This is a genomic window from Mucilaginibacter sp. 320_HR (assembly GCF_059691875.1).
Genome location: NZ_JCAWAI010000002.1, coordinates 1,018,311 through 1,041,414, shown reverse-complemented (window position 1 = coordinate 1,041,414; position 23,104 = coordinate 1,018,311). Strand labels below are relative to the sequence as shown.

Annotated in this window: 15 protein-coding genes; 11 read left to right on the top strand and 4 right to left on the bottom strand. The window is 43.8% G+C overall.

What is annotated here, in order from left to right:
- The first annotated feature begins 81 nt into the window (after positions 1–81).
- The 3 genes from AC59GT_RS10125 (at position 82) to AC59GT_RS10115 (ending at position 2,554) form a co-directional block, all read left to right on the top strand.
- Positions 82–924, top strand: coding sequence for an SDR family oxidoreductase (locus tag AC59GT_RS10125; RefSeq protein WP_497237533.1), 843 nt, complete (start codon positions 82–84; stop codon positions 922–924).
- 97 nt (positions 925–1,021) lie between these two features.
- The gene (locus AC59GT_RS10120; protein WP_497237532.1) at positions 1,022–1,543 is read left to right on the top strand and encodes a c-type cytochrome; all 522 of its coding nucleotides are present in this window, start codon (positions 1,022–1,024) and stop codon (positions 1,541–1,543) included.
- 108 nt (positions 1,544–1,651) lie between these two features.
- The gene (locus tag AC59GT_RS10115) at positions 1,652–2,554 is read left to right on the top strand and encodes a Nif3-like dinuclear metal center hexameric protein (protein WP_497237531.1); all 903 of its coding nucleotides are present in this window, start codon (positions 1,652–1,654) and stop codon (positions 2,552–2,554) included.
- 168 nt (positions 2,555–2,722) lie between these two features.
- On the opposite strand, the gene AC59GT_RS10110 is transcribed toward AC59GT_RS10115, so the two are convergent.
- Positions 2,723–3,451 (bottom strand): GntR family transcriptional regulator, encoded by a 729-nt coding sequence (locus AC59GT_RS10110; RefSeq protein ID WP_497237530.1) that lies wholly within the window; start codon positions 3,449–3,451, stop codon positions 2,723–2,725.
- Positions 3,452–3,721: 270 nt separating this feature from the next.
- Between AC59GT_RS10110 and AC59GT_RS10105 the strand changes: the two genes are divergently transcribed.
- From AC59GT_RS10105 to AC59GT_RS10070, 8 genes are all read left to right on the top strand, one after another.
- Positions 3,722–5,527 (top strand): class I mannose-6-phosphate isomerase, encoded by a 1,806-nt coding sequence (locus AC59GT_RS10105; RefSeq protein ID WP_497237529.1) that lies wholly within the window; start codon positions 3,722–3,724, stop codon positions 5,525–5,527.
- Between the two features lie 5 nt (positions 5,528–5,532).
- Complete coding sequence (locus AC59GT_RS10100) at positions 5,533–6,957, top strand: sugar porter family MFS transporter (protein WP_497237528.1); 1,425 nt, start codon at positions 5,533–5,535, stop codon at positions 6,955–6,957.
- A gap of 45 nt (positions 6,958–7,002) precedes the next feature.
- Positions 7,003–10,152: a SusC/RagA family TonB-linked outer membrane protein gene (locus AC59GT_RS10095; protein WP_497237527.1), complete on the top strand. Its 3,150-nt coding sequence runs from the start codon at positions 7,003–7,005 to the stop codon at positions 10,150–10,152.
- A 28-nt stretch (positions 10,153–10,180) separates the two neighbouring features.
- Positions 10,181–11,812 (top strand): RagB/SusD family nutrient uptake outer membrane protein, encoded by a 1,632-nt coding sequence (locus tag AC59GT_RS10090; RefSeq protein WP_497237526.1) that lies wholly within the window; start codon positions 10,181–10,183, stop codon positions 11,810–11,812.
- Between the two features lie 21 nt (positions 11,813–11,833).
- Complete coding sequence (locus AC59GT_RS10085) at positions 11,834–12,952, top strand: SusE domain-containing protein (protein ID WP_497237525.1); 1,119 nt, start codon at positions 11,834–11,836, stop codon at positions 12,950–12,952.
- Positions 12,953–13,013: 61 nt separating this feature from the next.
- Positions 13,014–14,240, top strand: a complete 1,227-nt coding sequence (locus tag AC59GT_RS10080; RefSeq protein WP_497237524.1) for a glycoside hydrolase family 76 protein — start codon at positions 13,014–13,016, stop codon at positions 14,238–14,240.
- Between the two features lie 38 nt (positions 14,241–14,278).
- Positions 14,279–16,645 (top strand): GH92 family glycosyl hydrolase, encoded by a 2,367-nt coding sequence (locus AC59GT_RS10075; protein ID WP_497237523.1) that lies wholly within the window; start codon positions 14,279–14,281, stop codon positions 16,643–16,645.
- An 11-nt stretch (positions 16,646–16,656) separates the two neighbouring features.
- A complete protein-coding gene (locus tag AC59GT_RS10070; RefSeq protein WP_497237522.1) occupies positions 16,657–17,856 on the top strand; it encodes a glycoside hydrolase family 76 protein in 1,200 nt (399 codons plus the stop codon).
- A 114-nt stretch (positions 17,857–17,970) separates the two neighbouring features.
- Here AC59GT_RS10070 and AC59GT_RS10065 read toward each other — a convergent pair whose 3' ends face one another.
- From AC59GT_RS10065 to AC59GT_RS10055, 3 genes are read right to left on the bottom strand one after another with little or no spacing between them, the layout of a single operon-like run.
- Complete coding sequence (locus tag AC59GT_RS10065; RefSeq protein WP_497237521.1) at positions 17,971–20,364, bottom strand: glycoside hydrolase family 2 TIM barrel-domain containing protein; 2,394 nt, start codon at positions 20,362–20,364, stop codon at positions 17,971–17,973.
- A 7-nt stretch (positions 20,365–20,371) separates the two neighbouring features.
- On the bottom strand, positions 20,372–21,979 hold the full coding sequence (locus tag AC59GT_RS10060) for an FG-GAP repeat domain-containing protein (RefSeq protein ID WP_497237520.1): 1,608 nt from the start codon (positions 21,977–21,979) through the stop codon (positions 20,372–20,374).
- Positions 21,979–23,103: a glycoside hydrolase family 43 protein gene (locus AC59GT_RS10055; protein ID WP_497237519.1), complete on the bottom strand. Its 1,125-nt coding sequence runs from the start codon at positions 23,101–23,103 to the stop codon at positions 21,979–21,981. The genes AC59GT_RS10060 and AC59GT_RS10055 overlap by 1 nt, the downstream gene beginning before the upstream one ends.
- Between the last annotated feature and the right edge of the window lies 1 nt (position 23,104).

Sequence of the window (23,104 nt, the reverse complement as noted above, 5' to 3'; positions counted from 1 at the left end):
ATCTGAAATATAGTAGCTCTGATTTGCTGTACGTTTATAAAATGTTAGTTTTGAGTCACCAATTCTTAAACTGTTAACATCATGGCCTTTACTACTACAGTAATTACCGGGGGCACATCCGGGATAGGTAAAGAAACAGCTTTGGCCCTCGCCAAAAAAGGACACGCCGTTTACCTGCTGGTGCGGAATATGGAGAAAGGCGAGCAAGTAAGGCAGCAGATTATCACCTACAGTAAGAATAATAGCGTATACATAGTGCATTGTGACCTTTCTGACATGGAAAGCGTACGTACCGCGGCAGACACCCTCCGCAATAGCTTGATGGCCATAAACGTGCTCATCAACAATGCCGGCGGGATTTTTGCGCAAAGGGAAATTACCAAGGATGGTTTCGAAATGACCTTTGCTGTAAATCATTTAGGGCATTTTCTGCTAACGAATGCTTTGATGCAGCGGTTAGAACGCGGACAAGCACGTATTATAAACGTAAGCAGTGAGGGGCACCGCCTGGGCAAGCCACGCTTTAATGACCTTAATTGGGAGCACACACCCTACTCCGCCATGAAGGCGTACGGAATGGCAAAGCTGTTTAACATCTACTTCACGCGGTCGTTGGCTACCAAATTTGGCCTAAAGGGAATATCTTCATTTGCACTGCACCCTGGCGTGGTAAGCACGGAGTTTGGGGCTGGACTTACCGGATTTAACAAAACGCTGATGTGGCTGGCAAGTCCGTTTATGATCACAGCAGAAGAAGGCGCCAAGACAACTATCTTTCTGGCTACCGCGCAACGGATAGATGCGAAAAGCGGTAAGTATTTTAAAAAGCAGGAAGTTGCAGCAACATCGGCCACCGCAGCGGACGAAAAAGCACGTCAAACTTTATGGGAGTTAAGCACGGAAATGATAGAACCATTTATTTAGCAGTGTAACATTTTCGTGTTGGAACACCATTAATTTGACTTTTCCGTTACAAACTAAAAACATTGTTTATTTTAGTAGCTCAATACGCCCCTCATTTATGACGATCAACAAAAAATTAATAGCTACCGCCAGCCTGTTGTCTGCCGTAGTTTTTATGGCCATGTCGCCGGCTAAACAACAGCAACAGGAAGAAAAACCTAAATTTACTAACCTGAAGGTACTTCCTAAAAACATTAGCGACAAGCAACTGCACGACATTATGGAAGAATGGGAACACGCCCTGGGCGCACGCTGCAACTTTTGCCATGTACGGAATGAGGAAACGAAGAAAATGGACTGGGCCAATGACGCCAAGCCAGAAAAAGAGATGGCGCGCCACATGTTCAAGATGACTGCTGCTATTAATAAAAAATATTTTGAAGCTAAAAAGGACAGCACAGGCATGATGGCCGAAACCGGTATTAACTGCAATTCATGTCACCGTGGTAACTCTCACCCGGAGGTAGTAAAAGCATCAGCTAACCGAGGTCCCCGCCCCGGCGGTCCGGGCGGCCCTGCTCCTGCGGGCGGGCAAGGTGGTACGCCTGCAACTCCGCCGCCAAGTGGTGGCCAAAAATAAAACTATTAAGCTGCTCTTAACAAGCAGCTTTTTTTATGCCTATACGTGGATAATGCACCATCACTCCGCAATTATTCATAGCTTTAAGTTATCTACATATCAATAACAATGAACCGCAGGAAATTTGTGAACAATACGCTCACCGCAGCAGGCGGGCTGGCCATTGCAGGGGTTACATCATCCTTTGCATCTGATAAAAATACGCACGTTAAGGCACAAAGTGCCAAAACCGTACAGCAGATTATAGATATGGTGTTAAAAGAAGGTAAGCTAACGCCGATTATTAATACCGTTGATACCCTAAAGAGCGGTAGCGCTGATGCGGTTGTTACCGGCATTGTAATCACCATGTTTGCTACCACAGCTGTTATAGAACAGGCAGTTAGGCTTGGAGCCAACTTTATTATTGCGCACGAACCAACCTTTTATAATCATATCGACAATAAGGAAATGGTTCCGAACAACCCGGTGGTAAAACAAAAAGCAGAGCTGCTCGCGAAGCACAACATAACCGTTTGGCGCTGTCACGATTACATTCATAGCATTAAGCCGGATGTAGTTGGCTACGGTTTCCTGAAAAAGACCAACTGGCTGCAATACTATAAACCAACTGATAAATATACCATTACTCTGCCTGATGCAACCTTGCAGCAAATGGTGCAGCATTTAAAGCAGACGTTGAATATACCGCACCTGCGCGTGGTAGGCGATCTTAACCAACAGTGCCGCCGCGTCACCCTTATTCCGGGAGCCGCCGGAGGACTGATGCAAATGACCGTTGCCGTAGCTGATCAGCCGGATGTGTTGGTGGTGGGCGAAGTGTCTGAATGGGAAACTGCCGAATACTTCCGCGACGGTAACCTGCAGGGCCGTAAGATGGCACTTATTGTACTTGGCCATTCTTACAGCGAAGAACCCGGTATGGAGTATTTTGTAGAATGGCTGCAACCTAAGCTGCCCGGCATGAAGATAACGCACATTGCATCCGGAGAACCATTTAAATGGGTGTGATAAGATCTATTAGAATAATTGTTAACGATGAATTTAGGCATGTCTGTGTAAACTATTGCTGATGATTGTCATCTATAATAGATAGCGCAACAACAATCGACTTCTATTTTAAACGCTCTGCATTGAACGTAATCCACATTGTTTTACCTCAAACATTGAGGATTACTTTTACCGCCTGCTTTCCACAGTGTAAACAAAGCTGTCAGCTTTATAATATCCTAAATTATATTCAAGCGGACGCTCGCCTTGGTCAAAAACAAACCTCTTGCGGAAAAGCACCGGGGAGCCCTTAGCAATCCTTAATTTAGCGGCAATCTCATCTTCGGCTGCATGGGCACTTATTTCCTCTTTGGATAGCGTGGCCGTGGTGGAATAATCCATTTCAAGCAGTTCATAAAGGGGCCGTTTGAAGTCCTCATCGCCGGTAAGCCCAATGCGTGGGTGAAAGTAAGAAATGAAGTATACAAATGGTTCATCGATTTTGCCACGTACACGTTCCATTTTCAAAACCTTCCTGTCTGTTTTAATCTCAAAAAAGTTAGCCAGTATCTCATCAGGATACACCCAGGTAACATGCAGCTCAAAGTTTTTTATGGTAATGCCCCGCAGTTTCATCTCTTGCGAAAAGCTAAGCCAATTATTAGATTTTGAACTTACAGTGCCCTGGTTTACTTTGGTACCTGTACGCTTTTTTCTTATCAGCAAACCTTCGTACACCAGCTTGTTTATAGCCTGCCGAAGTGTAGTGCGCGATATTGCCAACATTTTAGCTAGCTCAACCTCATTAGGTAAAAGCTTGCCATTCTGAAAGTCATCCTCGGCTATTAGTTTTCTTAAGAGTTCTTCAGCCTGTATATGTAGGGGGATGGGGCTCTTATGATCTATGGTGTATTTCATGACAGGTATGCTATTGCAATGATAATAATTTTCAATTTGTTGTGCCCATTGTACATACATATTAAACATACAGGAAGCAATAAAAGCTTATGTGTATGCTTTACACCAAGGAAAAATTTATAACAAAATAATTTTTAATTTATTAATTTGTTCATATGTTTGTACATAACCAATATAAATCAACAATCATTTAGTCATTAATGCTAAGGAAACTACCGCATCAGGTCGTTTTATTTGATTGTTAATATGTACATACATTACTACAAATAAATGAATATCGATACTACTATTAAATCATATCCAGAGACTAACATGCAGCTGCGAAAGACATCACAATTCTTAATGCCCGATAAGGTTGATGATGCCTTGAAAGTTGAAGGAGATTATAACATTTATCCAACTGCATCACTTGGTTCAGGCAAAATCTATAATGGCTTCGATTCCCTTGCTAAATATATCATTAAGGAAAAGACAGTTTTAATAGATGGTTATGTTGGTGTGTTTTGGGACAGGATTCAGGCAAATCTTCAGGATTGCTTTAACGATGTTGGCCTAAAGGTTAATTGGATAACAACCAGTGATCTGCTAAAACCTGCTGATGTGATAGCATTAACGGTAAAGCCCTTTTTAGGCGAACATGAATCAGTATGGGGTACTAAAACAAATTTAAAATTATCGGATCTGTTTGAAAATGCCTTAACATCCCAAAAAGCAAATAATAATAGTGACCTGAACATTATAATTGGTACTGGTGCCGCCTTGTCAGGGTGGGAAGCTCCGATTATCTACATCGATCTGCCGAAAAACGAGATCCAGTTCAGGATGCGTGCAGGCAGCATTACAAATTTGGGTGCTGCGGAAAACGACGAGCCTTTCCAGATGTACAAACGTTTCTACTTTGTGGACTGGGTGATGCTTAATGAGCATAAAAAAACTATCCTGAATGAAATCGCCGTTGTTGCAGATAGCCAGTGGCCGGACAGCATCAACTGGATGTACAGAACTGAACTGACTAAAGCACTCGATAGTTTAAGCACATCTGTATTGCGTGTTCGTCCCTGGTTTGAACCGGGTGCTTGGGGCGGCCAATGGATGAAAAGGCACATTAAAAACTTGAATACCGATGTGGTGAACCTCGCATGGTCGTTTGAGTTGATAGTACCTGAAAATGGTTTAGTTTTTGAAAGTGATGGTAATCTGCTGGAAGTGTCGTTCGACATGCTAATGTTCAGCAACAACGGGAATATTCTTGGGAAACACGCAGAACGTTTTGGTGATGAATTCCCGATCCGCTTCGATTTTTTAGATACTTACGAGGGTGGTAATCTTTCAATTCAGTGCCATCCTAAACTGCAATATATACAGGAAAACTTTGGCGAGAACATTACGCAGGATGAGACTTATTACATATTAGATTGTGAGGATAGCGCGCGTGTATACCTTGGTTTTCAGGAAAGAATTGACCCTGCCAATTTCCGTTCGGCGTTAGAGCAAAGTCAACAAACCGGCGAGGCGTTAGAAATAGAGCAGTATGTGCAATCGCACCCTGCAAACAAGCACGATCTTTTTCTGATACCAAACAGCACTGTGCATAGCGCCGGTGCCGGTAACCTGGTGTTGGAGATAAGTGCTACGCCCTACATTTTCACCTTTAAAATGTACGATTGGGTACGGCTTGATCTGGACGGAAATCCGCGTCCGATAAATATAGATCACGCCTTTAAAAATCTTGATTTTAACCGCAAAGGTGAACAGGTTCACCGCGAACTGATATCAAAACCCCAAATAATTGATCAAACGGCAGATTATCAGTTGGTACATGTACCAACACACGCCGAACACTTTTATGATGTGCACCGCATTGAATTTGATAACACCGTAACAGTAGAGACTAACAACGTGTGCCATGTGTTAATGCTGGTTGAAGGGAAAGCAATATCCATACAAACCGCCAACGGCATCAAACATGATTTTGCTTATGCTGAAACCTTCGTGATTCCTGCAGCGGCCGGATCTTACACTATTACCAACCTGAGTGAAGGCAGAGCTAAAGTTGTAAAAGCATTTCTAAAATAAGCACCATGATAGACACAATAAACTATACTGGTGCGAAAAAAAGTACCACATACCTGTACCTGGTTTGCCTGGTGGCTGCTCTTGGAGGATTCTTATTTGGGTTTGATACTGCCGTAATATCAGGCACCGTGAGCCTGGTTAAAAAGGATTTTGGCCTCACTGCCGTAAGTGAAGGCTGGTTTGTAAGCTGTGCTTTATTGGGTTGTATAATAGGGGTAAGCTTTTCGGGCAAGTTAAGTGATAAGTACGGGCGCAAAATAGTGCTGATCCTATCAGCAGTGTTGTTCTTGGCATCAGCATTAGGCTGTATGCTTACCAATTCGTTTACCGAGTTAATTATCTTTCGCCTGATAGGTGGCTTGGGCATAGGTGTAGCATCAATGGTGTCACCGCTGTATATATCAGAATTTTCTCCATCTAGATACCGTGGTATGATGGTGTCTCTTTACCAATTGGCTTTAACAATTGGCATTGTGCTGGCTTATTTTTCTAATGCTTATCTAGCTAATCACGTAAATGATAGCTACTCATCGGGGTTATTGCAAAATATTTTCTCGGCCGAGGTGTGGCGAGCAATGCTTGGCTTGGGTGCTTTACCTGCTGCTATATTCTTGTTATCCTTATTTATGGTGCCGGAGTCACCAAGGTGGCTTTTGTTAAAAGGAGAAGAGCAAAAAGCAAGAACCATACTTATCAAAATAGATGGTGAGAACGCTGCAGCAAATGAGATCAAAGCTTTTAAAGATCAGGACGAGGCGGACAATACCTTCCTTAAAGAGCTATTTAAACCTGTATACCGCAAAGCGTTACTGATTGGTTTGCTGCTACCTTTTTTATCGCAGGTTTGCGGTATAAATGCAGTAATATACTATGGTCCGCGCATTTTAGAACAAGCCGGCTTTACGCTCAACAATGCGCTAGGCGGTCAGGTAACAATAGGGCTTGTAAACGTAGTATTTACCTTCGTTGCAATTTTTACCATAGACAAATGGGGTCGTAAGCCACTGCTTTATGCAGGTGTTGGCGGCGCAGTACTGTCGCTTCTTATTATAGGAGCCCTGTTTGCGCTGGGTGTTACTTCTGGTCCCTGGATACTCATATTCATTCTGGCTTTCATCGCCTGCTTTGCTTTTTCATTCGGCCCGGTTTGCTGGGTTGTTGTGGGCGAGATATTCCCCAACGCGGTGCGTGGCAAAGCTATGGCGCTTGCAACCTTATCCTTATGGATAGGCAATTTTTTAGTTGGCCAGTTAACGCCAGTTATGCTGGAAGGTCTGGGTTCGTCGTGGACATTTTGGCTTTTTGCCCTTTGCTGCTCACCGGCATTGTGGATCACCTGGAAGTTAATTCCCGAAACTAAGGGCCGTTCCCTGGAAAACATAGAGCGTTACTGGAAAGAAGACTACCACCTAAATAGACCTAAATTATAACAAGCCAATATAAACCAAACCAATATAAACCATCAATCCGTAGTTATGAGATCAAAACTATTACAAAAACTTAAAAAGCTTAAATGGCTTTACAGCAGACCCATTGTAGCAGGTATGCTGGGCATAGCCGCTTTTAACAGCGCTGCTTATGCTGTGGGCACAAAACCATTGTTCTACACAAAAAAGGTTGTTGACATTACCGTAACCGGTAGAGTGTTAGACGAAACTAACCAGCCGTTACCCGGTGTTAACGTAAGTATTGCCGGCACTAACATTGGTACCATAACTGATGTAAACGGCCGGTACACTCTTAACATACCTGATGCTTACGCAAGCCGCAGCATAAGCTTCTCGTTCATTGGCTATATCAAACAGGATATTGCTATTTCAGGTAAAACAGAAATCAACGTAAATCTAAAAACCAACAACACCAACCTTAATGAAGTGGTGGTAGTAGGTTATGGCACTCAAAAACGGATTAACGTTACCGGTGCGGTTGGTACTATAAGCTCTAAAAATATCGAGAGCAAACCGGTACTAAATACTTACCAAGCGCTACAGGGTGAATCGCCAAACTTGATTATACAACAAACTAACTTAAACCCCGGCAGCGATGTTACGGTAAATATACGAGGTATAGGAACGCTTGGCGATAACACGCCGCTTGTTGTTATTGATGGTATAGTAGGGGGTAACTTAAACACTATCAACCCTAATGACATTGCCAGTGTATCTGTACTAAAGGATGCAGGTTCTGCAGCTATTTACGGCTCACGTGCAGCTAACGGGGTAATTTTAGTTACTACAAAGGCCGGTAAATTTAACGCTAAGCCCTCTGTGAGTTATAATGGCAGCTATGGTTTGCAGGATGCCAAAGTGTTGGTTCATAAAGTTGATGCCTGGGATAACGCTTATTACAAAAACCAGTCGCTCATTAACTCAGGCCTGCCCGCAGCTTACACACCCGACCAGATCCAGGCTTTGAAAGATGCCGGTAATGGTACCTGGGATATTGAGCACTTGCTAAAAAAAGCTCCGCTGCAATCGCACAACGTGAACATAACAGGCGGTGGCGAAACCAACTCTTATTATATATCTGCCGGTTACCAGAATCAGGGAAGCAACCTGATAGGTAATGGTGGCACAGGTGCCGATTTCGGTTACCAGAAGTATAATTTAAGGCTGAATCAAACTTCGGTAATAGGACGTTTCAGGACTAACATTATTCTGAATTATACCAAAACCCGCAACAAAACCAACAGTGTTGGCGATAATAACATCTTTGCAGATGCTAACCGCGTTCCGCACAACTACAACTGGCAGGATGAGAACGGCAATTACCTGACTAATCCGGTTGCATCACAGTATAATGAATACGGTGTGCTGGAAAAGGGAGGTTACAATCAGGCTGATAATGATGAGATATTCGGAGCGTTTAATGGTCAGCTAAGTATTACTAAAGATTTAAAACTTGTTGGAGAGTTTGGCGGTACCATTCAAAATAACGGAACCTTTTTCCGCCGTACCCAGGTTAATTACTTACCCGCTGGTGTTTATGGTAACGACCTGACAGTATTGGACGGCAACAGTAAATCGTTCCTAACCAATACCAAACTATCTGCTGAGTACAGCAAAAAAGTAAACGATCATAACTTTAAAATTCAGATCGGTGCATCAAGTGAAACTTACAATCAAAGGGGTTTTCAGTTACAAAAAACGCTAACTGATCCGCTCTTGGGAACGCCAACCACGGGTACTATTGTTGATACACAAAACTCTAACAACAGTATAGCAGTAAACTCAACAAGCTTACTATCTGCGTTTGGACGTATTAACTACTCCTATAAAGATAAATACCTGTTTGAGGCATTATTCCGTGAGGACGCTTCCTCGAAATTTGCAGCCGGTAATCGCGCAAGTTTCTTTCCATCTGTAAGCGCAGGATGGATCGTGACCCAGGAAGACTTTATGGCACCTGTTAAGAATACGCTGAGCACCTTTAAGCTCAGGGCATCTTACGGTACTGTAGGTAACCAAAACGTAGGTAACTACCAGTATCAAACTACCTACTTTAACTATGCTAATGCATATGGTTTTGGAAACAATATAGTAGGTGGTGCGGGTACAAATATTGCTAACCGCGATATCACTTGGGAAAAAGCAGCAAAGCTTAATATTGGCTTTGATGCAGGCTTATTTGATGACAGGTTAACGGCTACTTTCGATTACTTCCGTGAAATCAGAAGCAACATTCTTGCACCTCGTGCCGATGTGCCATTCATCTTCGGCGCTGGCTCTCCGGACTATAACGTTGCCAAGGTAAAAAATAAAGGTTGGGAAGCATCCCTTACGTACAATTTGCGCGGCAAAGAAGTTAGCCAAAGCTTTAGCATAAACGTTGCCGACAATAAGAATACATTGTTAAAATTGACCGGTAGTGCTACGCAGACCATCTACAACCAGGATGTATTCCAACTAATCAGGAGGGTAGGAGAACCCATTACGCAGTACTACGGTTATGAAACAAACGGTTTCTTTCAGAATCAACAAGATATCGATAACTCGCCAAAACTTGCAGGTAATAACGTACAGCCTGGCGATTTGAAGTTTAAAGACCGCAACAGCGACGGTATAATTGACGAGAAAGATAAAACTGTGTTAGGTAACCCGTTCCCGCGTTACACATTTGGCTTCACCTACCGTGTTGCTTACAAAGGATTCGATTTATCATTCTTTATACAGGGTGTAGGCAAACGTGATGCATTCCTGCGCGGCGAACTTGTGGAACCGTTCCACTATGGTTATGGTGCTACTGTTTATGAACATCAAACAGATATTTGGTCGCCAACCAATCCGAATGCCCGTTACCCAATATTGGCTAACATTGGTTCTCCGTCAAATACAAACAACTGGCGTACCGGGTCTGATTTGTATAAGTATGATGCAGCTTACGCAAGGTTAAAGAACGTAAACATAGGTTACAACTTTAGCAGCAGTGTTACCAAGAAGTTAGGTATACAGCGGTTAAGGGTATCACTCATCGGCCAAAACCTGGCAACATTGAGCAAGCTGAAGTTTATTGACCCGGAAACATCTGAGTTTGGCAATAACCTTAACCCTGGTTCGGCCTCTAACAGTGCAAGGCAATATCCGCTACCTGTATTTTACGGTGCCGGCCTCGACATTACATTCTAAAGAACAGATAATTTAAAAACATAAGAAAATGAGATTTTTTAAAAAGCTTTTAATCGTATCTGTTGCGGTTTTAGCAGCATCGGGTTGTAAAAAACTCGATATCGCTCCAACAGACCGGTTTTCCGATCTTACCTTCTGGCAGGTCGACGCAAACGTTTATAACGCACTATACAACAACTACAGCTTAATTTATAACAGCGGTTTATATTTTGATGCAGAAGCATTATCTGACAACGCCTACTCACCATCAGGCGACCTTAATGTTATTGCCAGTGGCAATGCAACATCGCAAACAGGGAAATTTGCCGGCGACTGGAACAATTATTACTCGGCAATAAAATCTTGTAATATATTTTTGGCAAACATAGATAAAAACACAACACTGCCTGCTGCGGTAAAAACCAGGCTGGTAGCAGAGACACGTTTTATACGTGCGTTTGAGCATTTTAACCTAACCAAATGGTATGGTGATGTGCCAATTGTTGATCACGATGCTACTCCCGAGGAAGCCCAAACAGTTTCGCGCTCACCAAAAGCAGAAGTGATAAACTTTGTGGTTAAAGAACTGGAAGCTATAGTTAATGATCTGCCATCAAAAGACGCGATCCCAGCTACCGAGAATGGCCGTATAACTAAAGGTGCAGCACTAGCATTAGAAGCAAGGGTATTGTTGTATGAGGGAAACCGTATGGCCGATGTAGTAACCATTTGTGAGAAACTCATGAATGACCAGGGTACGAACGGCTCATACGGTTTGGAAACTAGTTACAGCGCTTTGTTCAGCGATCCCAACGTTAATAAAACCACTAAAGAGAGTATACTCTCTCTACAGTATGTGCCTACTTTACGTACATGGCAAAACTTTTGGGATTTCGCTCCACGCACTGTTGGTGGTCGTGTAAGTAACATGGCGCCTACACAGGAGTTGGTTGATGATTATATTATGCTAAACGGCAAAGGAATCAAAGAAGCCGGCTCTGGCTATGTGGAAACTAACCCTTACGTAAACCGCGACCCTCGTTTAACTGCTACAGTAGTTTACGACCGTTATACCTGGGTAAATGCAAATAATACTACTAAAACCATTTACATTAAGCCAGGCACAGACCCTGTTCAGCCTGGATTAGATGAATACAACGCGGGTTCGCAGGCGGCATCGGCGACGGCATATTACTGGAGAAAATACTATGATCCAAGCGCACTGGCCAACTTCGTTTCGGGCAACAACCTGCACCTTATCAGGTATGCGGAGATCCTTTTAGATTACGCAGAAGCAAAACAAAGCCTTGGACAGATGGATGCCAGTGTTTGGGCGAAAACCATTGGCGCATTACGGGCGAGAGCCGGCTTCACAGATGCAGGCGCTTTAAATTATCCGGGAACAGGCAACATGACTAACATCATCCGTCGCGAAAGAAGGGTAGAGCTGGCGATGGAAGGCTTGCGTGTTGATGATATCCGCAGATGGAAGACCGCCGAAACAGTAATGAATGGCTATATCCACGGGGCTAAGTTTTCTAATGACCAAAATACAGACAACGGTTACATAAGGGTACAGCTGCGTAAGTTCAACCCCAATCGTGATTACCTGTGGGCCATTCCCGCGCATGATGTCGATCTGAATAAAAACCTTGTTCAAAACCCCGGCTACACTCAATAAATCAATCAAACCATAAATATTATGAAGAAGATAATAAAGCTGGCAGGTATAATGCTGCTAGTGGTAATTGCAGCAAGTTCCTGCAAAAAAGACAACAGACCTTTAGACCTTAGCCTCACTCCGGTTGGATCCCTGGCTACACCTAACGACAATGCGGATGTAAAACTTGACCCTACAAGTTCCGCAAACATTTTATTCAAGTGGGACGCGGCATCTACTGATGATGGCGGCTTGATACTTTATGAAATAGCGTTTGATAAAGAGGGTGGCGATTTTAGCAAACCTGTTTACAAAGTTGTTTCTGATGGCGGTGGTGTAAAAACAGAGATCACCATAACACATAAGGACCTTAATAAAATTGCCAATGCAGCAGGTATCGCTTCTTCAAGCACCGGAAAGTTAAAGTGGACAGTTATAGCGTCTAAAGGTACAAATGCCTTGCCTTCTTCTGCATCGCGCATGTTGCAGTTGGAACGTCCCGCCGGATTTGCTGAAAACCCTATCGATTTGTACATCACCGGCTCGGCTACCGAAGGTGGTGCTGATCTAAGCAAAGCAGTTAAGCTAAAAAAGGTAGAAGACGGTGTGTTTGAGATTTACACCTCTCTAAAGGCAGGCGACTACTACCTTACCGATAAAAATGCTGACGGAGGTAAAAAATATTACATTGAAAACGGCGTGATTAAGGAAGGTGCAAGCGCTGTAACTGTTACAGGTACTGCCAAAACTTACCGCTTAAACTATGATTTTACATCAGCTACTACCAAGTCGTTAGAAATACAATCTATCGGTTTATACATGTCAGCATATGGTACCGAAATAGGTACCCTTAACTACATTGGTAACGGTGTATTTGAAGCGGCAAGCATCCCCGTTGAATTCTATCAGTTCTCCTGGGGTCGTGACGAACGCTACAAGTTCATCATCCACACTGCAACAGGCTTAGAATATAAGGGAAGCACTAACGCAAACAACGTTTCGCCGGCAGGCCAGGCAGCTTCCTACTTTTACCTGGTTCCGGTTACTAATTCGCAATGGGATAACACGTATAAGTTTGATCCGTCTGCCGACAGGAAGAATGTTAAAGTTGATGTGATGTTACAACCTAACGCTTATACACACAAAGTGACTGTTCTTTAAACTGTTGCACATTTAAGCACCTGCGGCGATGGCCGCAGGTGCTTAATTAAATTTTCACCTTATGAAAAAAGTACTTTTTGGGTTGGCAGCTGTTGCAACTGTATTGGCAGCATCGTGTAGTAAAGATAAAGGAGTAACACCAGGTCGGGGCGGCGGTGGCACAACACCGCCTGTGGTGGTTAACCCACCTGCAACCACCGTTAATTACCTTGATTTGGCTAAGCAAACGCGCAGCTTTATAAGCAGTAACCTGCTTACGTCTAACTTTAGTTACCGGGCAAATACTACCTCTCACGCTAATAATTGCTACGAGTGGTACAACGTAAGCCAGATATATGCTGATGCTGCTTTGGTGGCCGCGGGCGATGCCTCGGCTTTGCCTTACATGAATAATACCTTTAAGTTTATGGAGAACTTTTGGGACAGGGCAGACATGCGCGGTGGGTACTTTGCTTCTGTAAACCTGAACGGCAGCGGCGCTGCCGGCGATAAATATGTAGATGATAACGGCTTGACCGGTATGGTTTACCTTGAAGCGTACGAAATAACTAACGGTACAGACAAAGCAGCGTATTTAGCTAAGGCTAAAGCTTGTGCTGACTGGCTAATAAACAGCGGGCTGTGGGATAGTACATACGGCGGTGGTTTTTGGTGGAATACCTCCAAACCGGATAAGCCAACGCAATCAAATGGTGTGGCTATGCAGCTCTTCGCCAAATTGTACACTATTACCGGCGAAACTATTTACCGTGACTGGGCTACCCAGGTGAATAACTGGCTGCGTACAACCATGTACGACTCTGCGAGTGGCCTTTACATCTGGAAGATTGATGGAGGTGGCTCAGGTACAAAACACTTGGAAAAATTTACGTACGACAATGCCGTGATGCTGGAGGCTGATATACTTTTTGGCAAGGCAACAAACGATGCGTCTTATTTAGCAAAAGCGCAGGCTATTGGTAACGCAATGAATACCGTGTTATGGAATTCGCAATACAAAGGCTACATTTTTAATACTGACCCCACACAAACACGTGTTAACCCGGCATGGTGCGGTTGGGGTACACAGGGAATGATCAGGCTGTACGAACAGGATAAAGATCAAAAGTGGCTTACCTTTGCCCGCAATAACATTGCTGCCTTAAACAAAGCAACCAGAAATGTCGACTCCCGTGCTTACTACTTTTTTGCAAGCTTTGATGGTTCAAGCCGCTCGCCGGAAATAGAGGGGGTAGATCAGGCCTGGATGCAAAGGGTACAGGCTATGATGTCTGTTTACGATAAATAGTTAATCTGAAGCTTAGTTGGTTGTTATATAATATATACATGAAAGTTAAATTTATTCCTGCTGCTGCAATGCTCGCTGTTTTATTAACAGGCTGTAGCGTTAAGCGTGAAAGTGTATCCAAATACGTCAACCCAAACATTGGTACGGCCCATAGCAGGTGGTTCTTTTATACGCCGGCAGCGGTACCTTATGGTATGGCCAAATTGGCTCCGTCTACCAACGGGCATTATGGTAACCCATCTGGTTGGGAAGCTGTCGGCTATGATACCCGCCAAAACTCTATAGAAGGTTTTGTACATTTTCATGAGTGGCAGGTGGGTGGTGTAAGCTATATGCCTACTACAGGGATGCTAAAGGTTATACCCGGCGACCTGGAGGGTCTTAACAACGGATACCGCTCCAAATTTAATCGTAAAAACCAGGTTGCTGAACCAGGCTACTACAAAGTTTTGTTAGATGATTACGGCATCACTGCCGAGCTTACCGCTACAAAACGAGTAGGCTTCCAACGCTACACATTCCCCAAAAATGATCAGGCGCACATCATCTTAGACATTGGCAACAAGCAGGGAGAAAGCGATATTGTTACCAATGCAAGTATTAAAATGCTTGATGAAACCCACTTTGAAGGCTTTGTGAGCACTTATCCTAAGTACGTGAAGATATATGACCCGCAGGGAAAAGTGAACATGTATTTCTATGGCGAATTGAGTAAAAAGCCTTCAACGGTACATGCTTTTGTAAGTGGCGTTGTTACAGAAAATACAACTATTGCTAGCGGTAAAGGCGCTGGATTAGTACTTAATTATCAAACTAACCAGGACGAAGTGATAGAGGTGAAAACCGGCTTGTCCTACACGTCTAACGCTAATGCTAAAGCCAACTTTATGGCTGAAGCAAGTAATTTATCATTCAAACAAGCTAAAGCGAAGGCACAGGGAGTTTGGGAGCAACAGCTAAGTAAAATAGCTGTTGAAGGAAGCAATTTACAGGATAAGACAAAGTTCTATACAGGCTTATTTCATGCCTTGCTTGGAAGAGGGATAGCCAGTGATGTAAACGGCGACTATCCTAAACATGGCGGATTAATCGGTCAGTTACCTATCCAAACCGATAAAAAACTTAAAGCTGAATTCATCAACACGGATGCTATTTGGGGTGGATTTTGGAACCTTACACAGCTTTGGTCTCTGTCATACCCCGAATGGTATGGCAGCTTTGTGAACACCCAATTGCAGATATATAAAGACAAAGGCTGGTTTAGTGATGGTGTTGCCAATAGCGAGTATGTATCCGGGGTAGGTACCAACTTTGTAGCCCTGGCAGTGGCCAGCGCGTATAATGTAGGTATTCGCAACTATGATGTTAACCTGGCGTATGAAGCAGTTAGAGCTAATGAATTAAATTACCACAACCGACCGGTTGGTTCGGGTAAGCTGGATACCAAAGCCTTTGTTGATCATGGCTACGTGCCATTTTTCGATCAGACCGGTCGCGATTTCATAACTGATTCAACAGGCTCAAACTTTGCCGGATCTCACACCTTAGAGTATAGTTACAGCGCTTTTGCCGCGGCGCAAATGGCAAAATCGTTGGGTAAAACAACAGATTACAGCCAGCTTATTAATCTCTCGAATGGATGGCGGCAAATTTTTAATCCGCGAAACAAACTAATGCAGCCGAAACGGGCAAACGGCGGTTTTATAGAAAAGTTTGATCCGTACCAGCCCTGGAGAGGTTTTCAGGAAGGTAACGCCATACAATATACCTTTTACGTACCTCAGAACCCGGCCGGGCTTGTTGACGCTATTGGTAAGGCTAACTTTAATAAACGGCTCGACAGCATTTTTACCGTGTCAGAAACACTTGGCTTCGGGGGGGGCAAAACAATTGATGCCTTTGCAGGGATAAACTCTATTTACAACCACGGTAACCAGCCAAACCTGCATATCAGCTGGCTTTTTAACTTTTCTGGCAAGCCATGGCTAACTCAAAAGTGGACCAGACTCATTGGTCGCGATTTTTACGGAACGGAACCCATTCATGGTTATGGCTACGGCCAGGACGAAGACCAGGGACAATTAGGTTCGTGGTATGTTATTAACGCCCTGGGACTATTTGATGTGAAAGGTTTTACAGATCTAAGGCCAATAGTTGAACTGGGCAGCCCACTGTTTGATAAGGCAACTATTACGCTGGGTAATGGCCGAACGCTTATTATTCAAACTAAAAATAACTCAAAAGACAACCTCTATATACAATCGGCAGAATTTAACAACCAACCGCTTGATAACTGCTGGCTGTATCGAGATGAGTTAATGAAGGGCGGCAAAATAACGTTAATAATGGGCAGGCAGCCAAATACAAACTGGGGAGTAAAAATACCTCCTCCTTCGGCGCAGTAAAACATAAATTGATGAAAATTACCAACAAGTATTTACGCTACGCGATAGCTTTCGGGGGCTTTATCAGCTACACGTTTTCCTGCATGGCTCAACAAAATGCAACCAGTAAAATGTACTTGCACCGTGCCGAGGAAATGTATAGCAATATCTGGAAACATTACCGTGTGTCTTCTCAGGTTGGGTTGTTTTCAGAAAATTATCCCTCCAACAAAAAAGATACACTCAACTATTTCCAGGGCGAGAGCGTAAAAGAGAAAGAGGTGAGTTTTTTGTGGCCGTTCTCGGGCGTTTTTTCGGCAACTAACGTGCTAATGAAAGAGCCAGCCTTGAAAGCCAAATACAAAACTTACCAGGATAGTTTAGTGATGGGAATAGAGCAGTACCGTGATACCTTACGGAAGCCGGCAGGGTACCAGGCATACCCTGTTAGGTTTGAAAAGGCTGACAGGTACTATGATGATAACGGGCTGGTCGGTATAGATTATATGGAGTCCTACTTTAACACCAAAAACCCGATTTATTTGCAACGCGCTAAAAACGTGTTCAAATTTATTTTGAGCGGCTGGAATGACGATGTGGGCGGCGGCGTAACTTGGCTCGAAGGCCATAAAGACCAGAAACCCGCTTGCACAAACGGTATGGCCACACTTACAGCGCTTAAAATATACCAGGGCAGCAAGGATAAGTATTATCTGGAGCAAGGCAAGCGCTTTTATAGCTGGATGTATAAAACCTTGCGGGATACCACAACCGGTATTATCACCAATGATGTAAAACTCGACGGGAAGCAAAACCGCACCTTTTGGACATACAACACAGGCTCATTAATAGAGGCGGCGGTACTGCTTTACCAGTTTACGGGGCAAAAACAATATTTGCTACAAGCACAGCAATTAGCCGCTGACAGTTATAAATATTACAGCGGTGTACCACACGATAGTAATCTGGTGCTGCATATTGATTTGCCATGGTTTGTTACTGTATTGTTCAGAGGATATGAAGCTCTGTATAAAGTAGATGGCAACTACAAATATTTGGGAGCTATAGAGCACGATTTAAATTATGCGTGGATGAACTCACGCGACAAGTACGGTCTAACTACCCACAGCTGGTTGCCTAAACAGCTGGAGTTGAACAAACCTAAATGGCTTTTAGACGAAGCTTGCATTGCGGAGCTTTATGCCCGATTAAGCTTAATTAAAAAGAAGTAAGTATTTAATTTAGTTGATTTATATACGCGCCGCCGGTTGTGAGAGCCGGTGGCGCTTTTTTGTTTAATATGTTATCCTTTTAAATGCTGGAGATTGACTTGACCACTGTAACCGCTACAATGCTATAATTTGATCTTTTAAACCCTGCCCTGATACTTTTAAATTTACTTTGCCGGTTGTTGAACTATATTTGATGTAGGCCAACAACTTTCCGTTCACAGCCTTGCGGGTGTCGGCATTATAACTTTCGGTGGTGTTTAAACTTCCGCTTTCTAGTGCTAGCAATTTTGCAGGGCCGGTTACTGTAACAGTTATATTGTTAGTTGCTGTTAATATGGGTACTCCTGTTGCATCAACAATCTGTATTTCCAAATGCGTCAATTCGGGCTTAACAGCCGATGCAGATTCGAATTTATGTACTTTAATAGTATACGGCTCACCTGCAGTACTAATGGCGTAAGTTGCAGCCACTTTCGCGTTTTTATATCCTTTAGCAGTAAGTGTACCTTCCTGGTAAGTGACGCTCCAGGTAAGCGTATGATCTTTTACCACCTTACGGCCAAGCGATTTGCCGTTAAGAAATAACTCAGCTTCTTCGCAATTGCTAAAACAACTTACAACAACTTTTTCCTCTTTTGTCCAGTTCCAAATTGGTTGTGCATCTTTTTGTGCCCAAATGCTGTTGTCACCATTGCTTGCCGGGCGTGATGCGCCTATGTAAATCATCGGCTTTTCCGTCCAAATGCTTTGCCTAAAATAATACTCGGCTTTAGGGAACCCGGCCATATCCAGTAAACCCGCACCATTTGCATGTTCCGGCCATTTGTGGGCCTCGCCCATGTAGTCAATCCCGGTCCACAGATATTGAGCACTGATATATTTGTTACTGTCTACCGCCGCCCAGTAACCTGCTTTCATGCCGTTTTCGCTGCCGTAGATTATTCTTTCGGGATATTGTCTATGATCCTCGTCATAACGATATTCCTGGTAATTATAACCAACAACATCCAAATTTTGTGGGTAAGTAGTTGTGTTAGACATGGCAACTCCGGCGAGTGCTGCAGTGACTGGTCGCGAAACGTCAATCTGCTTTACAGCCCTAACCAGCCTTGCAGAAATTTCGCCAAGTGCGGTTGCGGCAGGATGGTCTGGCAGGTAACCTCTTCCGTAGATCTGCGGATTTCTGCCGGTGCTCAGTACCGGGGCGCTGTAGGGGTCATTCGGATAGTCTATTTCATTACCAATGCTCCACATAAAAATTGAGGCGTGATTACGATCACGTTTCACCATATCGCCCAGGTCGCGCGCTCCCCATTCTTTAAAATATTCGTGATAACCATCCTGACCGGGTTTTCCCAGATTCCAGCCTGCTATCCACTTGTTTTTACCATATTCCCACTCGTCAAAGGCTTCGTCCATTACCAGCAAACCTAATTCATCGCACAGGTCATAAAAATAGTCTGCGTGCGGGTTATGGCTCATTCTAACAGAATTCACGCCTGCAGCCTTCAACAGAAGCAATCTCCTTCTCCAAACTTCCTGAGGTACTGCTACACCAAGCACGCCGGCATCGTCATGGAGGCATACACCTTTTATTTTCAGGTTCTTACCGTTTAAGAAGAAGCCATTCTCTGCATCAAACTTAATTGTTTTAAAACCTACTTTTTCGGTGTACTCATCTACCTTTTTAGCGCCAACATATACTAACGTCTGCATCTTGTACAAATAAGGCTGATCTACAGACCACAACTTTGCGTTCGGCACGGTTAAAGAGAGTGATAACTGACCTTGAGCACCTTTCGCAATGATAACTGAGTTACTGTTCTGCGCTGCAAGCTTGCCGGAGGAGTCGTACAAGGCAGTTTTTACAAGTACGTTCTGCCTGGTGGCGGATGTGTTGTCCACACTAACAGATATCTTACCTTGGCTGCCTTCATTAGTGAAAGCGGTTCCCCATAAACCCACATGAACAGGATTGGTAGCAATCAGGTAAACGTTACGGTAAATACCTGAGCCAGTATACCAGCGTGAGTCGGCAAACTTTGAATGATCAGCCCGAACAGCTATCAGGTTAGTGCCTTTGTCAAGGTAGGGAGTGAGATCGTACTGAAAAGCTATAAAGCCGTTGGGCCTTTTACCTAACAAATGACCATTAATCCAAACTTCACTGTTGTTATAAACCCCATCAAAGTACACAAAAACTTTTTTTCCTTTCATACCTGCAGGCAGGCTAAAGACTTTACGGTACCAGCCGACTCCACCAGGCAGGAACGCCGTAGCACTTGCCCATTTGCTGTCAAACGGACCTTCAGCGCTCCAATCGTGGGGCAAATTTAGCGTCCGCCAATCATGATCATTAAAGCCTTTTGTTTCGGCATTTGAGACATCACCTTTATAAAACTTCCAATCGTTATTAAAAAGAACTTTGCTGCGGGCGGGCTGTGCTTCACTTTCGATAGAATAAAATAACGCCAGTAACAGCCAGAGAAGGGTAGATGATTTTTTCATGACAGGTTTATTTTGTAGTGTTTTGAAGCAGGTAGAAGAGCGGTTCTTTTATATGATAGCCAAATGGCCCTATGTCGAAATAAGCATTGCCGATGACCAGATCAGGCTTGCCATCTCCATTGAGGTCGCCTGCATCAAGAGTTACTGCCCGTTCAAAAGCAGTATCGCGTGGCATGGCGTAAGGTTTAAAGTGCCCGCCGGTGTTATGTAAATACACAAAGCCTTCTTCGGGCTGGTCCGCATCTGTAAACAAGCTTGCAGTTGCTAAATCAACGTTGCCGTCGTTATCGAAATCACGGGCAATGGCTTTATAACAGCCATTAATAGGGTAGAAGAACCGTTTTAGATATCTGCCATGTGTATTGTTCAAATAAACGTAGACCCCATGATAAGGCTTTAGTACAAGTGAAGCATTGCCATTATCCCCGCAGGTATAAACAATATCCTTGTAGCCGTCGCGATTTACATCGGTCAGTTCAAAGTAGGAGGAGCCATAAACAGCCGGAAACCTTAATACCTGTTGCTCTTCAAAATGGCCGCCGCCCTTATTGATAAAGTGATAGATTCCCTCTTCGCCTTGTGCAAACATCACCCACAGATCAGGCAGTTTTTTACCAGGTGCATACTCTACGTAAGCCTTAATAGCCCCCGGCAAATTGCTGATGACGTGCTTTGTAAAACTGCCATTATGTTTGTTCTCCATCCAGCATAAATCACCTTTTAGAGAGCCGAATTCGCATAGGAGGTAATCAGTGTAACTATCGCCGTTTATGTCTGCAGCCAGCACCTGTACAGGCCTGGCCAGATTGCTGAACATAGGCTTGGCATCAAAATTCAGGTTACCGGAATGACTTACATGTAATCGGTAAACGTTGCCCAATTTATCGCTGTTAGCACCTAATTCTTTTCCGATGGTACAAACCAGCACATCACCATTATAGAATGACATATCAACCACAGGACCGTTCGTTGCAACTGAGTCTATGACCTTTAAGTGCTGGTCCAAAAGCAATAGCTGGTTCTTTAAGGAGTTTGCAACAAATATCTTGGCTGGTTTTTTTGTGGTATCTATCTTCACATACGTAGCAAGTACTTTTGGTGCTGAGAACCTGGCAGGGGAGGCTATAATGTTGAAAAATGGAAGCTGCCGTGTAATTGGTATGCTACGGGATTGCGAAGGAAGGTGTTCTGGTGCAGCGGCCATGTAAAAATCTATGATATGCTGCCATTGCTCATCGTTCATTGCAGGTTTACTAGGAACTACCAGGTCTGTTCCCCTGAGTGAACTCACATAGCTTTCACCGCGGTGTTGTTTTATTCCTAATCTTAGTCCCATTTGCGGGAATACATTCTTCCACTTTGCCTTATTTATCAGTGATGGTTCCGGGTACATGTGGCAGGACTTACAGTAAACCGCCGAAAGTGCTTTGCCGTCGGCAATAGCTTTGGTAGTAGCTACTGCACTGTAACCAGCACTCGATACTATGTCTTTATCATTCTGCGGGTTCTTTAATAAAACATATGCGCAAATAATAATTAACAGCAACAAAACAGAAAATACAATCCGTTTAACTAAACGAGACTTAGGCTTTTCATTTGTCGGTTTCGCATTCATCAAAGACCGTTAAATGAGCTCAGGTTCCACTTATCTTTCCATTCTATTTGCAAATTGCCGCCTTTGAACGTTATAGGTAACCACAGGTAACGGCCATCTATAGGGTTCTTCGGTGTCCATTTATCTGCCATGAAAATAAAGGCATCTTTTTTCCCGGCGACCGGCAGTACATAAGTACTTTGACCGCCAAATGTTAGGTCGGCTTCTGGCCCTTTGCACGGGTTGCCATGAAATGTCCAGGGCCCCCATATAGACGCAGCAGTAAACCAACGGGCGGCATTAGGTGCCCAGCCCGTGCAGCCAGATCCGATCATGTAATATATACCTTTACGCTTGAACACTGCCGGAGCTTCGGTTTGCTGGCCGATGTACATCCTCACAAACTTGCCGGTGTAGCCGGTATAATCATCATTTAGTTCGGCTATTTGCAAGGTGTAGTTCTCTTCTGATGAAAATATGTGGTACGCTTTATTACCATCAACAAACAAGGTCATGTCACGCACCATTTGCCCGGGCTTTAAATCGCGGCAGAAAAATTTGTCGTCTTTTTTCGTGGTATCGGAGCAGTTTACCTTTTCACTTTCCGGAGTTCCCATAGGGTAAAAAGGCATTTTGCCCGAATTTGCCCTGGTGCTTTTTAAAAATGTATAAGGACCAGTGATGTTTTTACTAACAGCTACACCTGCCAATGCCGAACCGTATCCTTTACCGGCCAATTCCAGGTGAAACCACATAACGTAATTGCCGGTTCGTTTATTGAATATCACCTTAGGACGCTCTATAATTGCACCCTTGGTAATATCGCTGTTAGGATCATCAGACACCTTTAGCGCAATCCCCTGGTCACGCCAGCTATACAGATTCTTTGAAGAATAGCAGTGAATACCTACCTGTGCACTGTTTCCTTTAGGACCCGCAATCTTATGTTCGCCAAACCAATAATAGGTGCCCTTTTCGTAGATAATGCCACCACCATGCGCATTGATGTGTACACCATTGTTGTCGGGCCAAATTTTACCTAGGTAAAAGTTAGAGGCCGTGCTATCTTTTTCTCCGGTCTGCGCATGGGAACGGACGGATGTAAACAGTGCGAATAAGATTATTTGGCAGATGGTTTTATACATG

Excerpts from the sequence above, each read along its gene's own strand:
- AC59GT_RS10125 (WP_497237533.1), top strand. The coding sequence starts at position 82 with ATGGCCTTTACTACTACAGTAATTACCGGGGGCACATCCGGGATAGGT.
- AC59GT_RS10120 (WP_497237532.1), top strand. The coding sequence starts at position 1,022 with ATGACGATCAACAAAAAATTAATAGCTACCGCCAGCCTGTTGTCTGCC.
- AC59GT_RS10115 (WP_497237531.1), top strand. The coding sequence starts at position 1,652 with ATGAACCGCAGGAAATTTGTGAACAATACGCTCACCGCAGCAGGCGGG.
- AC59GT_RS10110 (WP_497237530.1), bottom strand. The coding sequence starts at position 3,451 with ATGAAATACACCATAGATCATAAGAGCCCCATCCCCCTACATATACAG.
- AC59GT_RS10105 (WP_497237529.1), top strand. The coding sequence starts at position 3,722 with ATGAATATCGATACTACTATTAAATCATATCCAGAGACTAACATGCAG.
- AC59GT_RS10100 (WP_497237528.1), top strand. The coding sequence starts at position 5,533 with ATGATAGACACAATAAACTATACTGGTGCGAAAAAAAGTACCACATAC.
- AC59GT_RS10095 (WP_497237527.1), top strand. The coding sequence starts at position 7,003 with ATGAGATCAAAACTATTACAAAAACTTAAAAAGCTTAAATGGCTTTAC.
- AC59GT_RS10090 (WP_497237526.1), top strand. The coding sequence starts at position 10,181 with ATGAGATTTTTTAAAAAGCTTTTAATCGTATCTGTTGCGGTTTTAGCA.
- AC59GT_RS10085 (WP_497237525.1), top strand. The coding sequence starts at position 11,834 with ATGAAGAAGATAATAAAGCTGGCAGGTATAATGCTGCTAGTGGTAATT.
- AC59GT_RS10080 (WP_497237524.1), top strand. The coding sequence starts at position 13,014 with ATGAAAAAAGTACTTTTTGGGTTGGCAGCTGTTGCAACTGTATTGGCA.
- AC59GT_RS10075 (WP_497237523.1), top strand. The coding sequence starts at position 14,279 with ATGAAAGTTAAATTTATTCCTGCTGCTGCAATGCTCGCTGTTTTATTA.
- AC59GT_RS10070 (WP_497237522.1), top strand. The coding sequence starts at position 16,657 with ATGAAAATTACCAACAAGTATTTACGCTACGCGATAGCTTTCGGGGGC.
- AC59GT_RS10065 (WP_497237521.1), bottom strand. The coding sequence starts at position 20,364 with ATGAAAAAATCATCTACCCTTCTCTGGCTGTTACTGGCGTTATTTTAT.
- AC59GT_RS10060 (WP_497237520.1), bottom strand. The coding sequence starts at position 21,979 with ATGAATGCGAAACCGACAAATGAAAAGCCTAAGTCTCGTTTAGTTAAA.
- AC59GT_RS10055 (WP_497237519.1), bottom strand. The coding sequence starts at position 23,103 with ATGTATAAAACCATCTGCCAAATAATCTTATTCGCACTGTTTACATCC.